A 24,414-nucleotide genomic window follows, 5' to 3' on the forward strand; every position below is an offset into this window, starting at 1 on the left:
TTGTTAACGCCTTCGCTGTAACTGTTAAGTCACCATCTACATAACTAATCGTATAGTTACTTGCTGTAAAGGTTCCTCCGGTTGCTGCTGATAATTGAATCGCATCTGTATACGTACCAACTGCATCCGTAGCAGCTTCTCCATCTGCATAGGCTACTGTTACTGAACCAATCGTTTCGCTGTTGGCTAATCCTACTGAAGTAAAGGTAGTATAACCTGTACCGCCTGTTAAGCTACTTCCGTATTCTTTGTTCTGATCTGTAGCGGTAATTGTTAACGCCTTTGGATCTATTGTTAGCGTAATATCTTTAGTTCCTGAAGTATATATTCCGTTAGCTGCTACAGTTGCTCTTATGGTAACTGTACCAGCATCTCCTATGGTTACCGTTTCATTATTTGTACCTGACAAACTTGTTCCATTAGGTGATCCAACTATAGAATATGTAATTGTACCTCCAGAATTTGAAGTTGCTCCTAAATTAAAATTAGCATCTCCATAAGTAACTGTTATATCATTAAACGTAATTGTAGGATCATCATTTGTAATTGTTCCTATAGCTGTTCCTGTCAAAATACCAACATCAACTGGACTAGACAATGTTACTGTAAAGCCTTCATCTGGTTCAACAGTAGTATCTCCACTCACATTTATTGTGACTACTTTACTTGTTTCTGCTGCTGCAAAGTTTACTGTACCACTTGGAAAAGTTCCTCCAAAATCTGCTGCTGCCGCTGGATTCGCTCCACTTCCCGTTACAACATAATTCACAGCACTTGTTCCACTAGTATCTCCATTACGAGTAACCGTAAAAGTGAATGCTGTAGAACCTGTTGTTCCTTCTGCTTTTACTGCATCTGTTGCTGCTATAGAAACAGAAGTATCATCATCTGTAATTGTAACAGTAGATGTAGCATCTGCTACTTGTGGCTCTACAGAAAGATCATCTAAAATTAAACCTAGCGTTTGTGTTAATGTTGAAGTAAATAATACTCTAGAAGTTGTACCTGTTGCGGTAAATGAAAATGTACTTGAAGTATATTCAAAAGTAGTATTTGTTTTTGTTACTGTAGTACTATTTAAGTTAGTTAGTACTCCTCCATTATTATCTTGAACAGTAATTGTTCCATTAACAGATGCTGGTGAACCTCCTGCAGTTCTTCTTGATGTTATAAAACTTACATCGTAAGTAGTTCCTACTTTTGTTGGAAAATCCTGATATCCTTGAGATAAGCAATCAACTTCCAAAACTTGATTTGAAGCAACACTACCTCCATATACTGTTTCTGCATTTACTTCAAAAGAAAAACTTCCAGCACAGTTCGGCGTTCCCGATACTGTAGTCCATCCTGTAGTTCCATCTTGAAATCCTGCATTTATAATTAAATCTCTTGTAACTTGAACTGTAAAAGATTTATCTGCCTCTATTGTAGTGTCTCCTATAATTGGAATACTAATAGTTCCCGTACTACTACCTGCTGGAATAATTATTCTAGCATTTGCCGCTGGGGCTGTATAATCTACACCAGCTACTGCTGTTCCTGGCACCACGGTATAATATATTGTTGTTCCACCTGATGGTGCTGGTGAACTTAATGTTACCACAACATCTGCATTCGTTGTCCCACTATCTCCTTCTGTTATTGTCGGACTACTAACACTCACTCCTGAGTCATCATTTGTAATACTACCTGTAGCTGTAGCTGTTCCGATTTCTGTTCCTGTTGGATTTGATAAGGTTACTGTAAATTCTTCAGTTTGCTCAAATGCACTATCTCCATTTACGTTCACTGTAATTACCTTACTAGTTTCTGTAGCTGCGAAATTAACAGTTCCAGATGGTAATGCCCCACCAAAATCAGTTGCGTCAGCAGCATTAGCTCCACTTCCAGTTATTGCATAATCTACTGAACTTGTCCCCGTAGTAATTCCAGTACGAGTTACTGTAAAAGTAAAGGCTGTATTTCCTGAATTCCCCTCACTTTTTGTAGCATCTGTTGCTGCTATTGAAACAGACGTATCATTATCTGTTATAGATATTTCCGTGTCTGTATTTCCTAATACTGCATTTACAGGATTAGAAAGTCGGATAATTAATGTTTCCGTCGGTTCAACCTCAGCATCATCTTTTATTGTAATATTAGGAAGGCTAATAGTTTGTGTACTTGTACCACTAGGTGCTGTAAAAGAAGCTGTTCCAGAAGTTGTTCCTGATGCTAAAGTATAATCAGTTCCTAGTTGAGCCGTTCCAGCTATTACTTCCCAATCTACAGAAACATTAGAAGTACAATCTCCTTGAACTTCAACTTCGAAAGAGAATGATACCGCTGTTTCTCCTGCCGCATTTAATGGTTCGTTAAGAGTTGTAGATGCAATTCCACCTAACATAATACTTGATCCATCTACTGTTGCACTTGGTGGCGCTCCAAATCCTGCAAAGTATCCTGCTGCTCCTTTATTACCTGACGCACCTAAAAAGCCTACATTTATGGGATTTGTAGCTCCTACGGACTCATCTCCATTTCCTTTAATATTGATTGAAGTTACTCCAGAAGGAATCTGATATGTATGTGTAAACCATTCTGTATTACCTGTAACATTATTACTACTATTATCAACATCATCTCCTCCATCTGGTCCTATTACAAAAGTTGTTCCTCCTCCTGTAGGTGTTACAGTTGTATTAGTTCCTACTGGAACCGTAATATTTAAATACGCTGTTCCAAACTGTAATGGATTTGCAATAGTTACTTCTGAAACTTCAGAACATAAACTAATTGGCGGAATCAAATTCATACTCGATACATTAGACGCATTTGCTCCATTTGTCGTTTGATATACAAACGAAGGTTTATCTGTTCTAATATATGCATTATCATTACTACTAGTTGCTGTTTGCCAAAGACTGTTTGTACTATTTAAAAGAATATAATCTCCAACATTAGCAAGTGTTGTTACTGCTGTTCCACTTCCATTTAAAAACACTTGTGTATTAGCCTGAGTAGCAACTACTATTGCATATTCTAGTGCTGCAGATCCTTGTCCTCTTACTAAAATAAAATCGCTTCCAGCTTCACTCACTGGTACTAACTGATCATATCCAATATCTCTACCAGCACTTGAAGCATCTGGTCCTGCTAATCCTCCTGAAGCTATCGCAATATCTTTATCTGAAGTTACTGAGATACCATTAAAACTATTTCGTTCTGCCGCTGTATCATAATCAGCATCTGATCCATCTCCATCTACTACTTGAGCTATCACGTAAGTTTCTCCTTGACTCAAAGATTTATTAATTGTAGTTGATGTACCGTGACCTATAAACGTTCTTCCATTAAAATCTGTAAAAGTAACATTGGTAGTACCTGGCTGTGTTGCCATTACAGAAATAAATAAAACATTCTGATCATAAGTATTATTAGCAACTGGACTTCCTGTTATAAAACTTTGACCTAAACCAGCACTTCCTTTTCCTGTTAGGGAACCTCCTTGTGAACCTGAATCATGCCTTAGGTTTACATAAAAGTTATTGGATGCTGTTAATATCAAACCTTGATTACTTGGATCTTCATAACCTGGAGTTACAGAAGCGTTTAAATCTCCTGTAGAAGTATTAATGTCATTTGTTGTCAATACTCCTGTTCCTGCTACTGAATCACTAGAACGAACACCAATTCTAATTACCAATGGATTAGTGGCACTAATAGAAGCAACTCCTGTAGTTGAGTTGTATTGTCCTGGACTGGGAGAACCACTCGTAATAATAGATGTTCCTGCTCCTGCAGCCAATTGACCTGTTGGTAATTTAGTTGTTCCGTCTCCCAATGTAATAGTTACATCAAAAGCAGCTGACTCTAAAGTAGTTAATACTAAATACTGTTCATTTTGAGTATTACTTGCTTGCACTCCAGACACATATGGAGGCACGTAATGTGTATTTGAATATTGTGCATGGTTTTTATGCACAAATAGAAAAAAATTAAAAAATATGAGTAAACTCAGTATAAAAATTTTGTCAGGCTCTCTTTTTCTAGCCTCCTTAGTTTTGGAAAATTTACTAAATAGGGAATCTTTTTTTTTCATGTATGTAAGGTTAATTGTGTTTGTATAAAATGATTCTTGTGGATTTTTCTTGTTTATAAATTGTATTTATGTTTTCATTAAATATTTTTTGGTTATAGTCTTTCGTTGTTTGTTAATTATATCTTTTATAGCTGTTTTAAACTAAGTTTAACTGTATAGAAAATATCTCATCATTAAGCACCTGAATTTTTAGAACTCGTTTAAGTCCTACTTCATTAATTATTATTTTTTGGTAGATTTTATTTTCAAAAGACATTAATTAGAAGAAGTATTTTGTTGCCTTTTGACTTAAAAGAATCAGATTGTTTTTACACCTTTCTTGTTTGAAAGTACTGATTCCAAATATTTGTTTTTGAATTGAGTATTTTTTCCCCATGTTACATAGTGTTTTTCCTGTATCAAATAGTGTTTTTCTTTTACAGAATAGTGTTTTCCCCCTACAACAAATAGTGTTTATCTAATTTCAAATTCACTAAACATTTTAAATAAAAACATATACACTTATTAATAATTTAACTTAACGCAGAACCTCATCTCTTTCACACATTTAAAACAATATTTACTACACTCTTTTTTTGACACAATCACCATATAAAACTCAGAAAAGCTGCACTTTAACTTCATTTTTAATCTCACAAAATTCTGATGCACTCTCATAGCTTTGTAGTAAGTTTTATATCAAAAAAAATCGCTCTCTAAATGGAGAAAAAATTTTAATTCTACTTCTCTCTTTTAAATATAGTTTTTTAAACAAAATGAATTTCTTTGCTATTTTGAAGAGAGCTTAAAAACCAATTTTTATGTCTAAAATTTGTTTAGATTTTATAGCGATTTAGATAAGATATTTCTATTTATTGCTCATTTATTATTTACTTGAAATTTTACACATCAATAATATTCAAATAAATGCTTTGTTTCTTAAATACTAGTTTAAACCAGTTATTACTTCGTTGAATAACAGAAAAGTATCGACGAACGGTTTATAAATTGAATAAAAGGCAACTAATTCGTTTTTCTATCTGAGAAGATGACCTTATAAAACAAGCGAAAAGAAATCTTAATCTAAAGAAACTTTAGACACATTATACGTTTAAAAAAATGCTTCCCATAACAATGTAAATGGCTTTGCTTTAACCTAATAGAACTAGCTACCCAAATCACCATCAACACTTTTAACATTTAAACTGAAAAATTCATTAATTATTAAAACAATAAATATCAAAAAACCTAAATTTTCACATTTTATTTATTGATTAATTAAAAATTAATCAAATCTCAATCTTTCTTTTTTTATTTAGATTAAATACAAATAACTTTGTACCCAAATAAAATGAAGGATGGATTTAAAGTATATCCTATTAGTTCTTGTTTTAACCTTTTCAAGCTTAAGTTATTCTCAAATAAAAGGTACTGTGCTAGATACTGAAAGTAGTCTCCCGATTTCAGAAGCAGTAATAAATATAAAACCATATAACAAATGGACGGTAACTGATAAGAATGGACAATTTAACATTCAAGTTAAAACACTACCTGTAACCCTAGAATTTTCTTTTCTTGGAAAGAAAAAAGTTAGTTTATTGGTTAAGGAATTTAAGTCTGATATAATTATTCGCTTAGCAGATAATGACCTTAAACTAGACGAAGTTATTGTTACAGCTAAAAACAAAGAGGAAAGTACAGGTTCTAATTTAGTATTAGGTAAACAAGCCATAAACTTAGTACAAGCTCAAAGTGTTGCTGATGTAATGCAATTAATACCAGGTAATTCTATTTCTGAATCTAATTTACACGAAAGACAATTATTAAGTTTAAGAACAGCATTTTTTAGTGATGCTTCTAGAAGAAATGTAAACAATGGACTTCTTACAAATAATGATCCATATTTACTTAACAATACTTTTGGTGTTGGTTATGTTATAGATGATGTACCCATAGACAACGATGTAAATTTAAGTGGCTTTAGAGGTCTTAAGTTTGGTGGTTTTAATAATATTACCGAAAACAACACCGTTAACATGGGGTTAGATTTAAAAAACTTAAGTCTAAACAACATAGAATCTATTGATATTGTTCAAGGAATATCTTCTGCTAGATATGGTAATCATACTTCTGGATTAGTAAAAATTAATAGAGCTCATGGAACAGCTCCTTTTTCTTTAAACACAACTTTACGAGCTGGATCTTATAGTGTTTCTCTTTCAAAAGGATACAGATTACCCAAAGAAAAAGGTTTTTTAAACTTAGGATTAGACTACTTAAGATCTGATGCCGATCCTAGGTCAGCAATAGATAAGTATGATCGTTTAACCTTTAACGGTAGTTGGTCGTACAGAAAGCCTAACAAAACACGTAACTTATTAAGTTTTAGTTATGCTCAAAATATAAACTCATATAACACTCAAGAAACAACAACCAGTAGAAGGAAAAGAAAAAACGATAGTAGAAGATTTAGACTATCTAATACCAATACAACTTATTTTAGTAATTTCTTTATTGACAATATTACTAGCACTATTTCATTAGATTATAGTGAAAACAACAGTTTAAATTCTAACTTCACTAGTTATGGTGGTAATCCAATTTTAGGAGCTACAAGTGAAGGTACCTACGAAGCTAGTTATACTCCTATTTCTTATTGGGCTACTGAACAAGTAGATAACAAGCCTTTATCTTTTTTCAGCAGATTAGAAGCTCAAAAAGTATTTGACTTCAACAATACTATTTTTAAAATTGATTTAGGAGCTTCATTTAGTATTAATAAAAACTTTGGTAAAGGAAATACAAGTAGTTCGGACGAACCTCTTATTATTTATAGTGTTTCTAGTGGCGGAAGTAATGGATTTAGAAACATAAATTTTAACGATAATTTCCCGGCAGATAAACGTTTTAGCACTTATCTAACTACGAATATTAACAGCAAAATATTTGGTAAAAAATGGGTCACAGATTTAGGATTAAGATATGATAATTACAACAAACACTCCATCTTAAACCCTCGTATAAACACAAAATTATATTTATCTAAAAAATTAAAATTTAGAACTGGTGCTGGTCTATTTAGTAAAGCTCCTTCTTTACAATCTCTTTATCCTGGTAATCTTTATTACGATTACTTAATTGCTGATTACAGAACTAACTCATATTCGCTAGCTTTAGCTCATACTTTTGTTAGACAGTTTACAAACGAAAACTTAAAACCTTCTCGTACCTTTAAATATGAAGCCGGTATTGATTTTAACACAAAAGCAATAAACACATCTTTAACTTTTTATTACAATAAACTAAAAGACGGTTTTACTAATCAAAGTAATTTTGAAATAGCTCAATTACCAACCTATGATTTTACTTTTTATCCAGACAGAGCTCCTGACTACACTCTTAGCGGACACAAACCAGTTTTATTAAATTACAACTTACCTAGTAACGCTTTAGAAAGCGAAAATTACGGATTAGAATTATTAGTAAATACTGGAAAAATAAAGGAAATTAACACCTCTTTTAATTTAACAGCAGCTTATAGAAACACCTTAAACAATAACCCTTTAAATTCTTTTATTGTAAACAATGATGATTCATCAGATATTTTAATTGGAATTCATGAAGGCAGACCTACAAGGTTTCAAAAAATTAATAGTTCAATATCAGCAATTCATCATATTTCAAGTATAGGACTAGTCATAACCCTTACTGCAGAGCAATTTATTATGGCCAAGCAATCCAATTTCGGCAGATATATTTATCCAATTGCATACTATAATAGAAACCTCAACTACCACACTATTCCAGAAAGCGAGCAAAGCGACACCAAATATAGTGGAGTCAGAAAACTAGGAACTAATAGCGACTCCTCTTCTAATGATATTGATAGAGTTTATGGTAATTACCATTTAAGATTAAGCAAAGAATTTGATAACGGCTTACGATTCTCTTTTTATGCAGTTAATTTCTTAAACCATTTGCCTAAATCCAGAAAACTAAATAGTGATGGTTCATGGAGTTTTAGTCAATTAAACAGACCTATTTCCTTTGGGGGAAGTATATTTTATAAATTTTAGAAAACAATAAACATTAATCAAAAACAAAAAAAATGAAATCTTTTAATAAATTAATAGCTCTTCTTATTGTTGTTACTTTTACAATGATATCTTGTAGTGATGATCCTATAATTCAACCTGTGACTTATGGTATCAAAGCTAACTTTGGTGAGGCATTCAATAATCAATCTACTGCTGGAATTCAAGTAAAATTAAAAAGTATCAATTCTACAGATGAATACATTTCAACTACAGATACTGAAGGAAATGTAAATTTTGACGCTGTAAATCCAGGTACATACAACCTTACAGCTACTGCTAGTTTTACTTCTAATGAATACAAAAACTTTTTTGGTGTAGCCACAACCGAAACTACCGTTAACTTTAGCGGTACATTAGATAATATTGTAATAAACAATAGTTCTGACATGAACAAAACCGTAGTTTTAAAAACTTCTAAAATTGGCGACCTACTAATTAAACAAGTATACTATGCTGGTTCTGATATTTTTAATTCCGCTAGTTTTAGAGATTTATTTTTTGAACTTTACAACAATTCTAACGAAGTAATATACCTTGACGGTTTACACTTTGCTCAAGTATATGGTAGAACGACAAGCTCTGTTAAAACATATACTTTAACAAATGGACAATTCGACTGGACTAAATCTATTGATCAAACAAAAGGTGATAAATCAAATACAGATTACACATATGCTGATCATATTATTAAATTTCCTGGAACAGGAAAACAATACCCTTTAAATCCAGGTGAAAGTACTGTGGTTGCAGGTACTGCAATTAACCACAAACAACCTTTAGTTACACCTACTAAAACTTATCAAGTAGCAAAACCAGAATTGACAATTGATTTAAGTGGTGCAAATTTTGAAGTAAACTTTGTTGATTACTTTAACAGCATTGGTAAAACACCTCTTTCTACTGACATTGACAATCCATCTGTACAAAACATGGATATTGTTTACAACAATTATCAAAGAGAATTAATTTTAGATCCATCTGGTAGAGATTCTTTTGTAATTTTCCGAATAGATGACTTTAATACTTTAAATAAAATACCTAATCCTCAAACTACTAACATTACTTCTAAAACAAGAAAATTTGTACAAATACCTAATAATATTATTATTGATGGTGTTGAAGTACGTAAAGCGGATGCTGCAAAAGCTGCGCCTAGACGTTTAGACTCTTCTATAGATGCTGGACAAATGTTTGTACCTAAAGGACAATACTCATCTCAATCTATTATAAGAAAAGTAGCTCAAACTTTTGGAACTCGTAAAGTATTACAAGACACCAATAACTCTGAAAATGATTTTATCGCAATAGACATTCCTGTACCTGGAGGGTGGAATTAATATAACTCATAAAAAATAGAGAAGATCTTGTTACAAAACTAGATCTTTTCTTTTTAAAGGATATGAAAAAAGCTTTCACAACCATAATAATGTTACTCTCTTTTGCTAAGATAAATGCACAAGATAGTTTAAAAGTTCAACAAAACTTACAACACTTTTACTACGAAAATTTATTACAGAACTTTCATAAAACACCTTTTTTATTCTACATAAGCAAGGTCAACAATTATACTCACACTACCTTATCGTATCAAAATACACAAAACAACAAAGCTAAACAACAACAAGCTATTGAAGAAACAAATATTGATTTACAAACTGAAGGGATTTACAAAAAAAACAATACTCTTTTTACAGGTAATATAGGGTACACCCGTAATTATTTAGATGGTTTAGGCTGGAACACCACAAATCTACATCCATATAAAAACCCTGTAGAACTATCTCCTATTTATAATTTAGCTTATAAACGTGGAAATTGGGACAATCAATTTTATCGTCTCAACGGAAATTTAGTTCTACCTTTAATAAAAGATAAATTATTTACCACAATTAACATAAACTATAAAACACTTCAATTTTTTAGAAAAAAAATAAATCCAATTCCCAAATTAAATTTTTTAGATGTTTTTGTAAAAACTTCACTTTATTATAAAATTTCTCCTCAAAAATATATTGGAGCTTTTGGTGGTTACGGATCTGTAAATAATAAATCAGAAATATCATATTTAGGTGGAGGCCATGAAAATATTCCTAACAATACTGAAATCTACAGTAGAATATCATATGGATATGGACTTATTGAAACAGCTATCTTTTTAACAAACACAGAAAACGATATCAAATACAGCGGAGGTTTAAATTATATTTCAAATAAGAAAAACAAACTATTACACACCGAAATAAGATATGATAATACTACCACAAAATTTAACGCGGTAGATACTTCTGAAGAAATATTATTAGCCAAATACACAGTAAACAAAGTCTCTTCTAAAGTTAATTGGTATAATTTTAATAATGGTCATTCATTTTCTTTAAATGGAAATTATACTTCTGGAAGTAACTTCAAAATATCTACTAATGGTAAAAATTACGACGCTTCTTTAATTGATATTCAAGCAACCTATCAAATCTTAAAGCAAACAGACAATTTAATTAACCACAATTTTGGAATATATACTAACTACTATCAACTAGAAAAGAAGGATTATCAGGCAGTAAATAGTTTCAATTTCGTTAATGCAAGTTTGGGAGCTTTTTATGGTAAAGATTTTAAAATAAAAAACAATAAAATCTACCTAAAAGCTAAAACGGATGTTCTTTTCAATTTTAAAAAAGAAAAAATATTTAGTAATACTAACAGTCGTTTCATTACTGATGTTGCTCTGCCTGACTTTTATTTAAATACCACTAATAAATTAAATACAACATTACAAATTGGATATCAACGTAAAGTTAAATCAGCTACCTACCTTACTTTAGGTACCACCTTACAACAACATTTTTTTTTCAATTTAAACGAGAACATTACCTATAATAAAGGCTTCAATTATGGAGCAATGTTCTTTTTCAATATTACTTATTAATTTTTTAGCATGAGATATAGTATAATAGCTCTTATTATATTTAATTTATTAGCATCCTGTAAACAACAAAAATCAGAATATCAAGCTTTACAAGATATTTATAAAAAGAAACCTTCTGAATGGGTAAAACCGTGGGTAGACAGTACCGTTACATGGAAAGAACTAGGAGTATTACCAAAACCTAACTATCCAAATAATGAGAGCCCCTCAAAAGAACTCTTACAACTAGGTAAACAATTATTTTTTGATTCAAGATTATCACAAACAAAACAATTTGCTTGTGTTAGTTGCCATCATCCAATACAAAACTATACTGATAATAGAGAAAAATCTTTAGGTTTTATGCTTAAAGAAGGTAACAGAAATGCTCCAACTGTATTAAACCTATCTTATAACAAACATTTTTTTTGGGACGGAAGAGCTGCCTCACTTGAAGAACAAGCTTTAGGCCCATTTCAAAATCCTGTAGAAATGAATACACATCTAGACACAGTAGTCTCTAGAGTAAAAAGTATAAAAGGCTATAGAAAAGTTTTCAAAAATATTTTTAAAAAAGAAGATATTATTATAGAAGACATTGCTTATGCAATAGCAATGTTTGAGCGATCGTTAATTAGCCGTAAATCTAAATTCGATAATTTTTTACTAGGAAAAAAAGAACTCGATGAAAACGAATTAAAAGGATTACATTTATTTAGAACTAAAGGTCGTTGTTTAACATGTCATAACGGACCTTTATTCACCGATAATAAATTTCACAACTTAGGACTTACCTATTACGGTAGGAAATTTGAAGACTTAGGTAGATATAACGTTACTAAAAAAAAGGAAGATGTAGGAAAATTCAAGACACCTAGTCTACGAGATGTTATGCGTACAGGTCCATGGATGCATAATGGTTTATTTGGAAAAATGGATGGAATTTTAAACATGTATAGTAATGGAATGCCTAGACCTAGACGAAGAGAGCATCAAAAAAACGACAGTTTATTCCCTACAACTTCACCTCTAATACAAAAGTTAGATTTAACAGAAGAGGATAAAGAAAATATTATTGCTTTTTTAGAAAGCCTTTCCGCTCCTGCTTTTCGAATTTCAACACCAGAATTACCTAAAGAATAAATTTAAACCATATTTATAAAACTCAAAGAAATCCTCTCGGCCCTTAAAAATTGATATAATTTTAACTGAATCATATTTTTCAATATTTTTTTGAAAAAAAAATTAGCACTCAAAAAAAACTCAAGCTTTTAAAAAACAAACAGTTACAAACCTCAAAAAAAAACTTCTCAATTTTTACTCTAAAAAAAAGTGAAAAAAGTTTTTGGCAGTATCAAAAAACCTTCTATATTTGCAGCGCCTTAAAGGAAAAGGCCGATGTAGCTCAGCTGGCTAGAGCAGCTGATTTGTAATCAGCAGGTCGGGGGTTCGAGTCCCTTCATCGGCTCAGAAACAAAAAGCGTTAACTTAAGTTAGCGCTTTTTTTGTTTACATATTTTCCTAAATTTGTCTTGAAAATTTTATCTTAATTAAACTCAATGAAAAATATATTTGTTATCGGTATTGCTGGTGGAACTGGAAGCGGAAAAACTACTGTAGTAAATCAAATAATTAACGAACTTCCACAAGATGAAGTTTGTGTAATCTCACAAGATTCATACTACAACCAAACCGACAACTTAACATACGATGAGCGTACTAAGATAAACTTCGACCACCCAAGAGCTATTGACTTTGATTTATTAGTTCAACACCTAACAGATTTAAAGAACAATAAAATAATCGAACAACCCGTGTACTCTTTTGTAGCTCACAATAGAACCAAAGACACTATTAAAACACACCCACGTAAGGTTGTAATTATTGAAGGAATCCTAATTTTTAATAGTAAAGAATTAAGAAACCTTTGTGACATCAAAGTTTTTGTACATGCCGATGCAGACGAACGCTTAATTAGACGTGTAAGAAGAGACATAAAAGAACGTGGTAGAGACATTGACGAAGTTTTAAGCAGATACCAAAGCACCTTAAAACCTATGCACCAACAATTTATTGAACCAACAAAAAATTATGCAGATATTATAATACCTAACGACAGGTATAATACTGTAGCTATAGATATCGTTAGAACAGTAATTAACGACCGTTTATAAGATGAATTTAAAATCACTAAAAAACAAACCATCCTTTAAAATAGCGACTAACATATATGTTATTATCTTAACAATATTTGTTTTCTGGATGCTTTTTTTAGATGAAAATTCATATCTTACCCATAGAGAGTTCAACAAAGAAATCAAGGAACTTGAAACCTGGATTGACTACCACCAAAAAAAGATTAAGAAAGATAAAGAGACAATCGAAAAACTTAAAGATTCTCTTCAACTAGAACGCTATGCTCGTGAAAAATACTTGATGAAGAAAGAGAATGAAGACATATATATTATTGAATTTGATACCATACAGAAATAATGAGTAATTATTTATTTAATGAATTCAACGAAATTAGCCCTGCAGAATGGAAACAAAAAATCCAAGTAGACCTTAAAGGCGCTGATTACAACGAAACACTTCTTTGGAAAACTAACGAAGGAATTACCGTAAAGCCTTTTTATTCAAAAGAAGACCGAACACAATTAAAATCAAACACTTCTAGTGAAGGCTTTAAAGTATGCCAATCTATCTTCGTTGAAGATGAAAAAAAAGCAAATGCTTTCGCTTTAGATTCATTAAATAGAGGGGCTAAATCAATAGAATTTAAAGCTAAGAGTAAATTCAATTATAAAGTTCTACTGGATAAAATCGACATTCAAAACATTGCTATTTATTTCAATTTAAAATTTTTAGAATCAGATTTCATTATTGAATTATCAGAATTTGTCAATTCTAAAAGCTGTTATTTCAATATAGATATAATTGGAAACCTTGCTAATTCTGGAAATTGGTTTAGCAATCTAAACAATGATCATAAAGAACTAGAAAGAATTATCTCTTCTACCGATAACTCTATTTGCGTAAATGCTTCAATATATCAAAATGCAGGTGCAAATATTACTCAACAATTAGCTTATTCATTAGCCCATGCAAATGAGTATTTAAACCATTTTGGAAGTGATATAATCAATAAAATACATTTCAATTTTTCAGTTGGAAGTAATTACTTTTTTGAGATAGCTAAACTAAAAGCTTTTAGAACTCTATGGGACGCTCTTTTAAAAGAATACAATACTAAAAATCAAAAAGCACATATTTATGTTCAACCAAGCTCACGAAATAAAACATTATACGACTATAATGTAAACATGCTACGTACCACCTCAGAATGCATGAGTGCTATACTAGGAGGAGCCAACACGGTTAGCAACATATCTTATGATGATATTTTTCACCACTCAAACGAATTTGGTGAACGAATTTCAAGAAATCAGCTATTAATCTTACAGCAAGAAAGCGAATTAGCTAACGCTCAAAATTATGCCGATGGCGCTTATTATATAGAAGCAATCACACAACAATTAGCACAGAATGCTTTAGTTATTTTTAAGTCGATAGAACAAGGAGGAGGCTTCTTACAACAACTTAAAGAAGGAACTATTCAACGAAAAATAAAAGAATCAGCAGACAACGAACAAGAAAAGTTCGATTCAGGCGAATTAGTTTTACTAGGAACTAACAAAATTCAAAACGAAAAGGATTTAATGAAAAATGATTTAGAATTATTCCCTTTTGTAAAAACTAGAAACGAAAAAACTCTAATACATCCAATTATCCAAAAACGATTAGCTGAAAAGTTAGAACAAGAACGATTAAGTAATGAGTAGAAAAGACATTTCAAATATAAAACTAGCAGAAAGCCAAGATATAAAAAACAAAAGCTTTCCTCATGAAAATTTCGTTGCAGGGATTGCTCCAAATTTACGTGGCCCATACTCAACAATGTATGTCCGTAGACCATGGACTATTAGACAATACGCCGGTTTTTCAACAGCTGAAGAAAGTAATGCTTTTTACAGAAGAAATTTAGCTGCAGGACAAAAAGGACTTTCAGTTGCCTTTGATTTAGCAACGCACAGAGGTTACGATTCAGATCACGAACGCGTTCAAGGAGATGTAGGTAAAGCTGGAGTAGCTATAGATTCTGTGGAAGACATGAAGGTTTTATTTGACCAAATACCTTTAGATAAAATGTCGGTTTCTATGACAATGAATGGAGCCGTATTACCTATTCTTGCTTTTTATATTGTTGCTGCAGAGGAACAAGGAGTAGAACCTAAATTACTTACTGGAACTATTCAAAATGATATTCTAAAAGAATTTATGGTGCGTAACACCTATATCTACCCACCTACTCCATCCATGAAAATTATTGCAGATATTTTCAAGTATACTTCTGAAAATATGCCAAAATTCAATTCAATATCTATTTCTGGATACCACATGCAAGAGGCTGGTGCCACTGCAGAAATTGAATTGGCCTACACTTTAGCTGACGGATTAGAATACATCAAAAAAGGATTAGAAGCAGGAATGGATATTGACACCTTCGCTCCTCGCCTTTCTTTTTTCTGGGCCATTGGAATGAATCATTTTATGGAAATCGCAAAAATGCGAGCAGGTAGAATGTTATGGGCTAAGCTAGTAAAACAGTTCAACCCTAAAAACCCAAAATCACTAGCCTTAAGAACACATTGTCAAACAAGTGGATGGTCTTTAACAGAACAGGATCCATTTAACAATGTAGCAAGAACAACTATTGAGGCTATGGCGGCAGCTTTTGGAGGCACACAAAGCTTACACACCAACGCTTTAGATGAAGCAATAGCACTTCCTACAGATTTCTCTGCTAGAATTGCTCGAAACACACAAATATACTTACAACAAGAAACCAACATTACCAAAACTGTTGATCCTTGGGCTGGTAGTTATCATGTTGAACAACTGACTGAAGAAATCGCAAACAAAGCTTGGGACTTGATTAAAGAAGTTGAAGAACTAGGTGGAATGACCAAAGCTATTGAAAAAGGGATTCCTAAAATGCGTATCGAAGAAGCCGCTGCTAAAAAACAAGCAAAAATAGACAGCGGTCAAGATGTAATTGTTGGTGTAAATAAATATCAACTAGAACAAGAAGACCCTTTACATATTTTAGAAGTAGATAATGAAGCTGTAAGACAATCTCAAGTTGATAGGCTAAACGATTTAAAAGCTAAAAGAAATCAAACAGAAGTTGATGAGATTTTAACTGAATTAACCGAATGTGCTAAAACAGGCGAAGGTAATTTATTAGATTTAGCTGTAAAGGCTGCTAGAAAACGAGCAACTTTAGGCGAAATTTCCGATGCAATGGAAAGTATTTTCGGACGTCATAAAGCAGTTCACAAAACCATATCAGGCGTGTACAGTAAAGAAATAAAAGACGACAAATTATTTAAAAAAGCTACTGAACTAGCTGATCAATTTGCTGAATTAGAAGGTAGGCGACCTCGAATTATGATTGCCAAATTAGGACAAGATGGACATGATCGTGGAGCAAAAGTAGTAGCTACAGGATATGCCGACTTAGGTTTTGACGTAGACATAGGACCTCTTTTTCAAACTCCAATCGAAGCAACTAAGCAAGCCATTGAAAACGATGTTCATATTTTAGGAATATCCTCATTAGCAGCAGGTCATAAAACATTAGTACCACAAGTTATTGCTGAACTAAAAAAATATGGCCGTGAAGACATAATGGTTATTGTTGGAGGAGTAATTCCTGCACAAGACTACCAGTTCTTATTTGATGCTGGTGCAGTAGGTGTTTTTGGACCTGGAACCAAAATAGCACAAGCAGCTATTGATATGTTAACTATTTTAATTGACAGTATAGAAGAATAAAGCCATGCAAATAAAATTCATTGATAGAGAATCTGGTAACACAATTATAGAAACTCCTCCTGGAGAAGCTTTCTTAAAATTATTGTACAATAACCCATTCGGTAAAATGGCTATTTTACCTATAGCTAAACGTAAATTTTTATCATCTTGGTATGGTAAAAAAATGAACAAACCTAAGTCTACAAAAAAAATAGAAAGCTTTGTAGCACAATTAGGTATTGATATAAACGAAGCTGAAAAATCTATTTCTGAGTTTACTTCTTTCAATGATTTCTTTTATAGAAAATTAAAACCCAATGCCAGACCCATAAATTCTGGTTTTGTCTCTCCAGGTGATGGAAAAATGTTAGCTTTTGAAAACATTTCTGACATCCACAATTTCTTTATAAAAGGTAGGAAATTTACACTTAAAGAATTTTTAGGCAACGAAGAATTAGCAGAAAAACACAAAGATTCTTCTTTGATTATTTTAAGATTAGCTCCTAATGATTATCACAGATATCATTTTCCTTTTGATGGAGTTCCTTCTGAAATGACAAAAATAAAAGGTGATTATTTTTCTGTTTCTCCATATGCTTTAGCTTCCAATTTTACAAAGGTTTTTTGCGAAAACAAACGTGAGTACTGTATCTTATCAACAGAAGAAAAAGGAGACATCGTCATAGCTCCAGTCGGTGCAACAATGGTAGGTAGTATTATTGAAACTTATACTGCAAACACCCCAATAAAAAAGGGTGACGAAATGGGGTATTTTGCTTTTGGAGGTTCAACTATTGTTCTTTTAGTAAACAAAGAAAAATTAGCTATAGATCAAGACATTATAGAGAACACAAAAAACCGTATTGAGACTTTTGTTAAAATGGGAGAAACAATAGGAAAGTAATCTATTTACTTTAACACTCCCCTACCTTTAAAAATGATTGAAATCATAATTTTATTACAGCTTTAATCCGTAAATTTGCGAAGTTTTATACTTATCAGATTTACAGATGAAAAAAGTTCTTAATATTCTTTACTCAACTCGACTAATGGCCGTGTTGTTTTTTGCTATTTCAATTGCCATGGGAGTTGCTACTTTTATAGAAAACGATTATGGTACTCAAACCTCAAAAGCTTTAGTCTACAACACTTGGTGGTTTGAATTAATTATGATTTTTTTCACTATCAATTTCTTTGGAAATATTTTCAGGTACAAATTATACAAAAAAGAAAAGTGGTCTGTTTTATTGTTCCACGTAGCTTTCTTATTCATTTTAATTGGAGCTGGAATTACCCGTTATATCAGTTATGAAGGTTTAATGATTATTGATGAAGGAGAAACTACAAATACTTTTTTCTCAGACATCAATTACCTTAACGTAATTATAGACGACAATCAGTTTCAAAAAGAAACAAACAACAAACTTTTATTATCAGCTTGGGGAAGTAATTCAGCTAGTTTCACAGAATACTTTCAACCTAAAAAAGATGGTAAAAACCATCAAATAGACTTTAAACTTATTGATTATATTCCTTGGGTAGAAAAGAAATTTATTGAGGATGATAACGGAGTAGAACACATCAAATTTGTTGAGAGTTCTAGCGGAAGTAGGCATGAGCACTATATCAAACGTGGTCAAATTCAAAATATCCATAATATTTTAGTTGGTTTTGACGCTAAGGATGGAAATGCTAATATTAATATTTTTAAAAGAAACGATTCTTTAAAAATAATTACAAAATCTGCTGGTAACTATCAAGTAATGGTTACTCAACAAAAAGGTTTTGTTAAACAAGATACTATTCAAGACTTTAAACTACGTTCACTTTACAATGTTTCTGGTTTACCTTTTGTAGTTCCTCAGTACCCTACTAAAGGAGACATTAAAACTGTTAGAGGAAAAAAAGACAATAAAAAATACGATATGGTAATTTTTGATGTAACTACAGATGGAAAAACTGAACGCATCGAATTAACAGGGGGACAATTTAATGTAGATGGACAAAAACAATTTAAAATTGGAGATTTAAATTTTAGAGCTTGGTATGGTGCTAAACAGCGTGTAACTCCTTTTAGCGTAAAACTAAATGATTTTCAGTTAGAAAAATATCCTGGTTCAGAAAACGCTGCTTCTTTTGCTAGTGAAATTACTGTTTTCGATAAAGATGAAACTTTTGATTTTAGAATTTTTATGAATAATATTTTACACTATAAAGGATATCGTTTATTTCAATCAAGTTACTTAAATGCTGGTGAAAAAATTGAACAAACTCACCTTTCTATAAATCACGATTCTTGGGGTACAGCAATAACTTATATTGGTTACTTCCTATTGTTTTTTGGTTTAATCGCTTCTTTATTTGTGAAAAACACTCGTTTTTACGACTTAAAAAAATCGTTAGAAAAAATACGAACTAAAAAGGCTACACTTTCAATTATATTATTATTAATTAGTTCTATAACTTTTTCTCAACACAACACACATAAACCAAAAGAATTATCAGAAGCTCAAATTGATTCCATATTACAAAAATCAATAGTTGATAAAAAACATGCTGATTTATTTAGTCAATTAGTAATACAAGATGCAGGTGGAAGAATGAAACCCGCTCATACTTTTGCTTCTGAATTAGTGCGAAAAGTTGCACATACCGATAACTTTAAAGGTTTAACTCCTAGTCAAATTTTAGTTTCTATAACTGAAGCACCTATGTTTTGGTTAAATGTTCCTTTTATTTATTTAGAAAAAGGAAATACGCAAATTCGTGAAGTTCTTGGTTTACCAAAAGATACTAAATATGCTCGTTTTATTGATTTTTATGACGAAAATGGAACGTCAAAAATTAGTCATTTAGTAATTGAAGCTCAGAAAAAAAGAATACAAAGTAAATTAGAACAAGATGCTATAAAAATAGAACGTAGAGTTTGGTTATTATCTCAGGCTTTAGGTGGTGGTATCTTAAGAATATATCCCATTCCAAATGATGAAAATAACAAATGGGTATCGCAACCTGAAACTTCACAAGCCAATTTTAAAGGAACTGACTCTGTATTTGTTCGTCAATCTTTACCTGTGTATTTTCAATTATTACAAACTTCTAAAAAAACAGGAGATTACACAGAAACTAATAAAATTTTAGATGGTATTAAAAAGTTTCAAAGAAAATTTGGTTCAAAAGTAATTCCTGCTCAAGATAAAATACAATTAGAAATCGCTTATAATAAAGCTAATATTTTTGTTAAGCTAGCTAAATACTATGGCTATGTTAGTTTACTAATGATTATATTCGTTTTCTTTCAAATATTCAACAATAAGCCTTGGATTAATTATGCCATAAAAGCTTTTATAGGAATAATAATCATTCTTTTTATTACGCATGTATTAGGTTTAGCTGCGCGATGGTATATTAGTGGTAATGCTCCTTGGAGTAATGCATATGAAACCATAATTTTTGTCGGATTAGCGTCTATGCTCTTTGGTTTAATTTTAGGTAAGAGATCCTCTTTAACCATTGCTGCTACTACATTTTTAACTGCTATCATATTATCTTTTGCTCATCAAAACTGGCTAGATCCTGAAATAGCTAACTTAGTACCTGTATTAAACTCATGGTGGCTATATGTACATGTTTCTATTATTGTTTCTGGTTATGGCCCCTTTGCCTTAGGTATGATTTTAGGTATATTTTCGTTATTCCTAATCATTTTTACAAATGAAAAAAATAAAAAGAAAATGAAGTTACACCTAAGTGAACTAACAACCATAAATGAAATGGCTCTAACTGTTGGTTTAGTCTTATTCACTGTTGGTAACTTTTTAGGAGGAATGTGGGCAAATGAAAGTTGGGGAAGATACTGGGGATGGGATCCAAAAGAAACTTGGGCTTTAATATCAATTATGATATATGCGTTTGTATTACATATGCGCTTGATCCCTGGACTACGTAGTAAATATACATTTAATCTATGGTCAATTATTGCATTTGCATCTGTTATGATGACATACTTTGGAGTTAACTTCTACCTATCTGGTTTACATTCTTATGCAAGTGGAGATAAAGTAATCACTCCAAATTCAGTATACTACTCTGTATCTTTTGTCTTTATCATTGGTTTAATTGCATGGTTTAAACACAAGAAGTTTTACAAAAAATAATTATAAATAAATAAGAATAACGTACTTTTGCGCGTTGTTAAAAAAAAGAAATTATGTTCAATAAAAATATAAAATTAGTTTTAGCTGGATTAACTGTTATTTGGTCAATATATGAATTTACTCAAGGCCACATAATGAATGGTATATCTATATTACTATTAGCTGGAATATTCATCTTATTTTATTTTAAAAATGAATTTATCTTATTAGCCTTTCTAAAATTAAGAAAGCAAGATTTTGAAGGAGCAAAGAAATGGCTTAGCTATATTAAAAATCCATCAAGTGCTTTAATCAAAAAGCAAGAAGGATATTTCAATTACCTCCACGGTATTATGCTTTCTCAAACAAATATTACTCAAGCAGAAAAATTTTTAAGAAAAGCTGTAAAATTAGGATTAGCAATGGATCATGATTTAGCAATGGCTAAATTACAATTAGCAGGTATTGCTATGACCAAACGTAGAAAACGTGAAGCTACTAATTTAATGGCAGAAGCTAAAAAACTTGATAAGCATGGCATGTTAAAAGAGCAAATGCAAATGATGAAGCAACAAATGAAGAAAATTTAATTTTTTATTTTTTTGTACTTTTAACATCTAACAAATTATCAATGATTAAAAAACTAGTTTTAAAAGCCTTTGAGAAATATGCTTCTCGATGGGTTGTATTAATTATAGATATCATATTGGTATGTATATCTTTTTTGTTAGCATACACTGTTCGTTTCAATGCTAGTTTAAATTTTGATATTCAGAGTTTATATTATCAACTTCCATTTATAACTATTATATCTCTAGTAAGTTTTCTTATTGTTGGATCGTATAGAGGAATTATTAGACATACTGGAACTAGAGATGCTTTTAATGTTTTTGTTGGTGTAACATTACTTTCAATGATTACAATCAGTATTGTTTTAATAAATAATACTTTTAGAATCATTCCTAGTTTTACGATTCCAAAATCTATTGTAATAATTCATTATTTAATTTCTGTTCTTATTTTAGTAGTTAGTCGTTATGTATTTAAAGCTTTTTTTGAAATTATTTCTACAGAGCTAGATACTATTACTAACGTATTAATTTATGGCGCAGGCGATTCTGGTTTGATTACTTATGGTGCCCTAAACAGAGATACTAAAAACAAGTATGAAGTTATAGGTTTTGTTGATGATGATGAAAAGAAAGTCGGAAAAAAAATTAATCGAATTAAAATTTTTGATGGTAGAAGAATAGATCAAAATTTTATAGAATCTAAACAAATTGATGAAATCATCATTTCTATTCAAAATGCTAAACCGGAGAAATTACTCTATTTAACTGATACTTTATTAGCATTGGGAGTTAAAGTTAAAATTGTCCCACCTCTTTCAAAATGGATAGATGGAGATTTGGAAGCTAATCAAATAAAAAGTGTAAAAATAGAGGATTTACTAGATAGAAAACCTATATCAATAGATAACCCAATAGTTAAACGAGAAGTTAGTAATAAAATTATTTTAGTTACAGGAGCAGCAGGTTCTATAGGTTCAGAGATATCCAGACAATTAAGTTCTTATGAACTAAAACATTTAATTTTAATAGATCAAGCTGAATCTGCTTTATATGATTTGCAGCAAGAATTAATACAAAAAGATAAAAAGAAATTTACTTCTATCGTAGCAGACGTAAGAGATGAAAAAAGAATGACTGAGATATTTAATCAGTATAAACCTAATAAAGTTTTTCATGCTGCTGCCTACAAACATGTTCCTTTAATGGAGTTAAGCCCATACGAAGCTGTGAAAATAAATATAGGTGGAACCAAAAACATAGCTGATTTAGCAATAAAACATAATGTTGAACGTTTTGTAATGGTTTCTACAGATAAAGCAGTAAACCCTACTAATGTTATGGGAGCTTCAAAAAGAGTAGCAGAAATGTATATTAGTTGTTTAAGTAAAATTAACAATCATAATACTAAATTTACAACTACTCGTTTCGGAAATGTTTTAGGATCAAATGGTTCTGTTATACCGCTTTTCAAAAAACAAATTGAAAACGGTGGCCCTTTAACTGTTACGCATAAAGATATTACACGCTATTTTATGACAATCCCCGAAGCTTGTCGTTTAGTATTAGAAGCCGGGACAATGGGAAATGGTGGTGAAATTTACATTTTTGATATGGGGCAATCTGTTAAGATATATGATATTGCTAAAAGAATGATTCATTTATCTGGCTTAAATTTTCCCGAAGATATAGATATAAAAATTACAGGTCTACGTCCTGGTGAGAAATTATATGAGGAATTATTAGCTAATGGCGAAAATACTTCACCTACTTATCATGAAAAAATAATGATAGCAAAAAATCAAGAATTAAATTTTGAATTCATCAAAAACAAAATTATTGATTTATGCATAGCTAATAAAAAACATAATAATCAAGAAACTGTACAACTAATTAAAGAAATTGTACCCGAATATAAATCAAATAACTCTATCTACGAAAAATTAGATATTGTTAAAAAAAATTAAATTAGTACTTTCGCAAAAAAATTCAACAAATGCTTAGAGTTATTAAAATATTGTTAGCCCTATTTATGCTAACTATTACCTCATGTGTTTCGAAAAAGGAAATTGTTTACTTCCAAAATAATGAAACAAACCAATCACTCGTTAATAACACATACAAAATTGTTTTTAAACCAAGTGATTTGGTCCAAATAACAGTTTCTGCTTTAGACTTAGAAGCAGTAAAACCTTTTAATTTACCTGTTGTAACTTTCGCTACAACAACAAATAACGTAGTAGGAACCCCACAACAACAATCTTATATAATTGATAAAGAAGGCTTTATTGAATTCCCTCTTTTAGGTAAAATAAAAATAGGAGGATTAACCAGACAAGAAGCAATTACTCTTTTAAAAGAGAAATTATCCCCAGATTATGTTAAAAATCCTACTATCAATATAAAAATCTCAAATTTTTCTGTAACTGTTTTAGGAGATGTAAACAAACCCGGGAGATTTATTATTCCTAATGAAAGAGTTTCTGTTCTTGAAGCTATCGGTTTAGCAGGTGATTTAAATATATCTGGAATAAGAAACATAGAAGTAAAAAGAGAAGAAAACAATACTATTAATACTTATAAATTAGATTTACGTTCTAATAATATTTTCAAATCTCCGGCTTATTATCTTCAACAAAACGATGTTGTATACGTAAGACCAAATAAAGCCGCTTCCCAGTCAGCTTCTTATAATCAAAACACGGGATTATTTATTTCTATAGGCTCTGTAATTATTTCTCTTATTTCTATTTTAACAAGATAAATTAAC

The 24,414-nt window shown here is 31.1% G+C and carries 14 protein-coding genes and 1 tRNA gene; 14 read left to right on the forward strand and 1 reads right to left on the reverse strand.

Annotated elements, in window-relative coordinates; all coding sequences use genetic code 11:
- The coding region (locus tag MHN29_RS17865) for a Calx-beta domain-containing protein (RefSeq protein WP_239176083.1) at positions 1-4,081 on the reverse strand (4,081 nt) is incomplete at its 3' end.
- Positions 4,082-5,418: 1,337 nt separating this feature from the next.
- On the opposite strand from MHN29_RS17865, the gene MHN29_RS17870 reads away from it, so the two are divergent.
- The 14 genes from MHN29_RS17870 to MHN29_RS17935 all read left to right on the forward strand — a co-directional run bounded on the left by MHN29_RS17870 (position 5,419) and on the right by MHN29_RS17935 (position 24,408).
- The gene (locus tag MHN29_RS17870; protein WP_235276058.1) at positions 5,419-8,136 is read left to right on the forward strand and encodes a TonB-dependent receptor domain-containing protein; all 2,718 of its coding nucleotides are present in this window, start codon (positions 5,419-5,421) and stop codon (positions 8,134-8,136) included.
- 32 nt (positions 8,137-8,168) lie between these two features.
- Positions 8,169-9,494 carry a DUF4876 domain-containing protein gene (locus MHN29_RS17875; RefSeq protein ID WP_235276059.1) on the forward strand — a complete coding sequence of 442 codons (1,326 nt, stop codon included), beginning with the start codon at positions 8,169-8,171 and terminating at the stop codon, positions 9,492-9,494.
- Between the two features lie 62 nt (positions 9,495-9,556).
- The gene (locus MHN29_RS17880; protein ID WP_235276060.1) at positions 9,557-11,083 is read left to right on the forward strand and encodes a DUF6850 family outer membrane beta-barrel protein; all 1,527 of its coding nucleotides are present in this window, start codon (positions 9,557-9,559) and stop codon (positions 11,081-11,083) included.
- 9 nt (positions 11,084-11,092) lie between these two features.
- Positions 11,093-12,205 (forward strand): cytochrome-c peroxidase, encoded by a 1,113-nt coding sequence (locus MHN29_RS17885; RefSeq protein ID WP_235276061.1) that lies wholly within the window; start codon positions 11,093-11,095, stop codon positions 12,203-12,205.
- A gap of 251 nt (positions 12,206-12,456) precedes the next feature.
- Positions 12,457-12,530: transfer RNA gene (locus MHN29_RS17890), tRNA-Thr, on the forward strand.
- 100 nt (positions 12,531-12,630) lie between these two features.
- Positions 12,631-13,236 carry a uridine kinase gene (udk, locus tag MHN29_RS17895; RefSeq protein ID WP_150901394.1) on the forward strand — a complete coding sequence of 202 codons (606 nt, stop codon included), beginning with the start codon at positions 12,631-12,633 and terminating at the stop codon, positions 13,234-13,236.
- Position 13,237: 1 nt separating this feature from the next.
- A complete protein-coding gene (locus tag MHN29_RS17900) occupies positions 13,238-13,555 on the forward strand; it encodes a septum formation initiator family protein (protein ID WP_150901388.1) in 318 nt (105 codons plus the stop codon).
- Positions 13,555-14,904, forward strand: a complete 1,350-nt coding sequence (locus MHN29_RS17905) for a methylmalonyl-CoA mutase subunit beta (RefSeq protein WP_235276062.1) — start codon at positions 13,555-13,557, stop codon at positions 14,902-14,904. Before MHN29_RS17900 ends, MHN29_RS17905 begins: the two co-directional genes overlap by 1 nt.
- Positions 14,897-16,960 carry a methylmalonyl-CoA mutase gene (gene scpA, locus MHN29_RS17910; RefSeq protein WP_235276063.1) on the forward strand — a complete coding sequence of 688 codons (2,064 nt, stop codon included), beginning with the start codon at positions 14,897-14,899 and terminating at the stop codon, positions 16,958-16,960. The genes MHN29_RS17905 and scpA overlap by 8 nt, the downstream gene beginning before the upstream one ends.
- 4 nt (positions 16,961-16,964) lie before the next feature.
- Positions 16,965-17,843, forward strand: a complete 879-nt coding sequence (locus tag MHN29_RS17915; protein ID WP_235276064.1) for a phosphatidylserine decarboxylase — start codon at positions 16,965-16,967, stop codon at positions 17,841-17,843.
- A 106-nt stretch (positions 17,844-17,949) separates the two neighbouring features.
- Positions 17,950-21,096, forward strand: a complete 3,147-nt coding sequence (ccsA, locus tag MHN29_RS17920) for a cytochrome c biogenesis protein CcsA (protein WP_235276065.1) — start codon at positions 17,950-17,952, stop codon at positions 21,094-21,096.
- A 53-nt stretch (positions 21,097-21,149) separates the two neighbouring features.
- The gene (locus tag MHN29_RS17925) at positions 21,150-21,665 is read left to right on the forward strand and encodes a DUF2892 domain-containing protein (protein WP_235276066.1); all 516 of its coding nucleotides are present in this window, start codon (positions 21,150-21,152) and stop codon (positions 21,663-21,665) included.
- A gap of 41 nt (positions 21,666-21,706) precedes the next feature.
- Positions 21,707-23,611, forward strand: coding sequence for a nucleoside-diphosphate sugar epimerase/dehydratase (locus tag MHN29_RS17930; protein ID WP_235276067.1), 1,905 nt, complete (start codon positions 21,707-21,709; stop codon positions 23,609-23,611).
- Positions 23,612-23,640: 29 nt separating this feature from the next.
- A complete protein-coding gene (locus tag MHN29_RS17935) occupies positions 23,641-24,408 on the forward strand; it encodes a polysaccharide biosynthesis/export family protein (protein WP_235276068.1) in 768 nt (255 codons plus the stop codon).
- Positions 24,409-24,414 lie beyond the last annotated feature (6 nt).

Origin of the sequence: Tenacibaculum sp. Cn5-46 (assembly GCF_022347705.1) — a bacterium.
GTDB lineage: Bacteria > Bacteroidota > Bacteroidia > Flavobacteriales > Flavobacteriaceae > Polaribacter > Polaribacter aiptasiae.

Excerpts from the sequence above, each read along its gene's own strand:
- MHN29_RS17900 (WP_150901388.1), top strand. The coding sequence starts at position 13,238 with ATGAATTTAAAATCACTAAAAAACAAACCATCCTTTAAAATAGCGACT.
- MHN29_RS17935 (WP_235276068.1), top strand. The coding sequence starts at position 23,641 with ATGCTTAGAGTTATTAAAATATTGTTAGCCCTATTTATGCTAACTATT.
- MHN29_RS17930 (WP_235276067.1), top strand. The coding sequence starts at position 21,707 with ATGATTAAAAAACTAGTTTTAAAAGCCTTTGAGAAATATGCTTCTCGA.
- MHN29_RS17880 (WP_235276060.1), top strand. The coding sequence starts at position 9,557 with ATGAAAAAAGCTTTCACAACCATAATAATGTTACTCTCTTTTGCTAAG.
- ccsA (WP_235276065.1), top strand. The coding sequence starts at position 17,950 with ATGAAAAAAGTTCTTAATATTCTTTACTCAACTCGACTAATGGCCGTG.
- MHN29_RS17870 (WP_235276058.1), top strand. The coding sequence starts at position 5,419 with ATGGATTTAAAGTATATCCTATTAGTTCTTGTTTTAACCTTTTCAAGC.
- MHN29_RS17905 (WP_235276062.1), top strand. The coding sequence starts at position 13,555 with ATGAGTAATTATTTATTTAATGAATTCAACGAAATTAGCCCTGCAGAA.
- scpA (WP_235276063.1), top strand. The coding sequence starts at position 14,897 with ATGAGTAGAAAAGACATTTCAAATATAAAACTAGCAGAAAGCCAAGAT.
- MHN29_RS17875 (WP_235276059.1), top strand. The coding sequence starts at position 8,169 with ATGAAATCTTTTAATAAATTAATAGCTCTTCTTATTGTTGTTACTTTT.
- MHN29_RS17915 (WP_235276064.1), top strand. The coding sequence starts at position 16,965 with ATGCAAATAAAATTCATTGATAGAGAATCTGGTAACACAATTATAGAA.
- MHN29_RS17885 (WP_235276061.1), top strand. The coding sequence starts at position 11,093 with ATGAGATATAGTATAATAGCTCTTATTATATTTAATTTATTAGCATCC.
- MHN29_RS17925 (WP_235276066.1), top strand. The coding sequence starts at position 21,150 with ATGTTCAATAAAAATATAAAATTAGTTTTAGCTGGATTAACTGTTATT.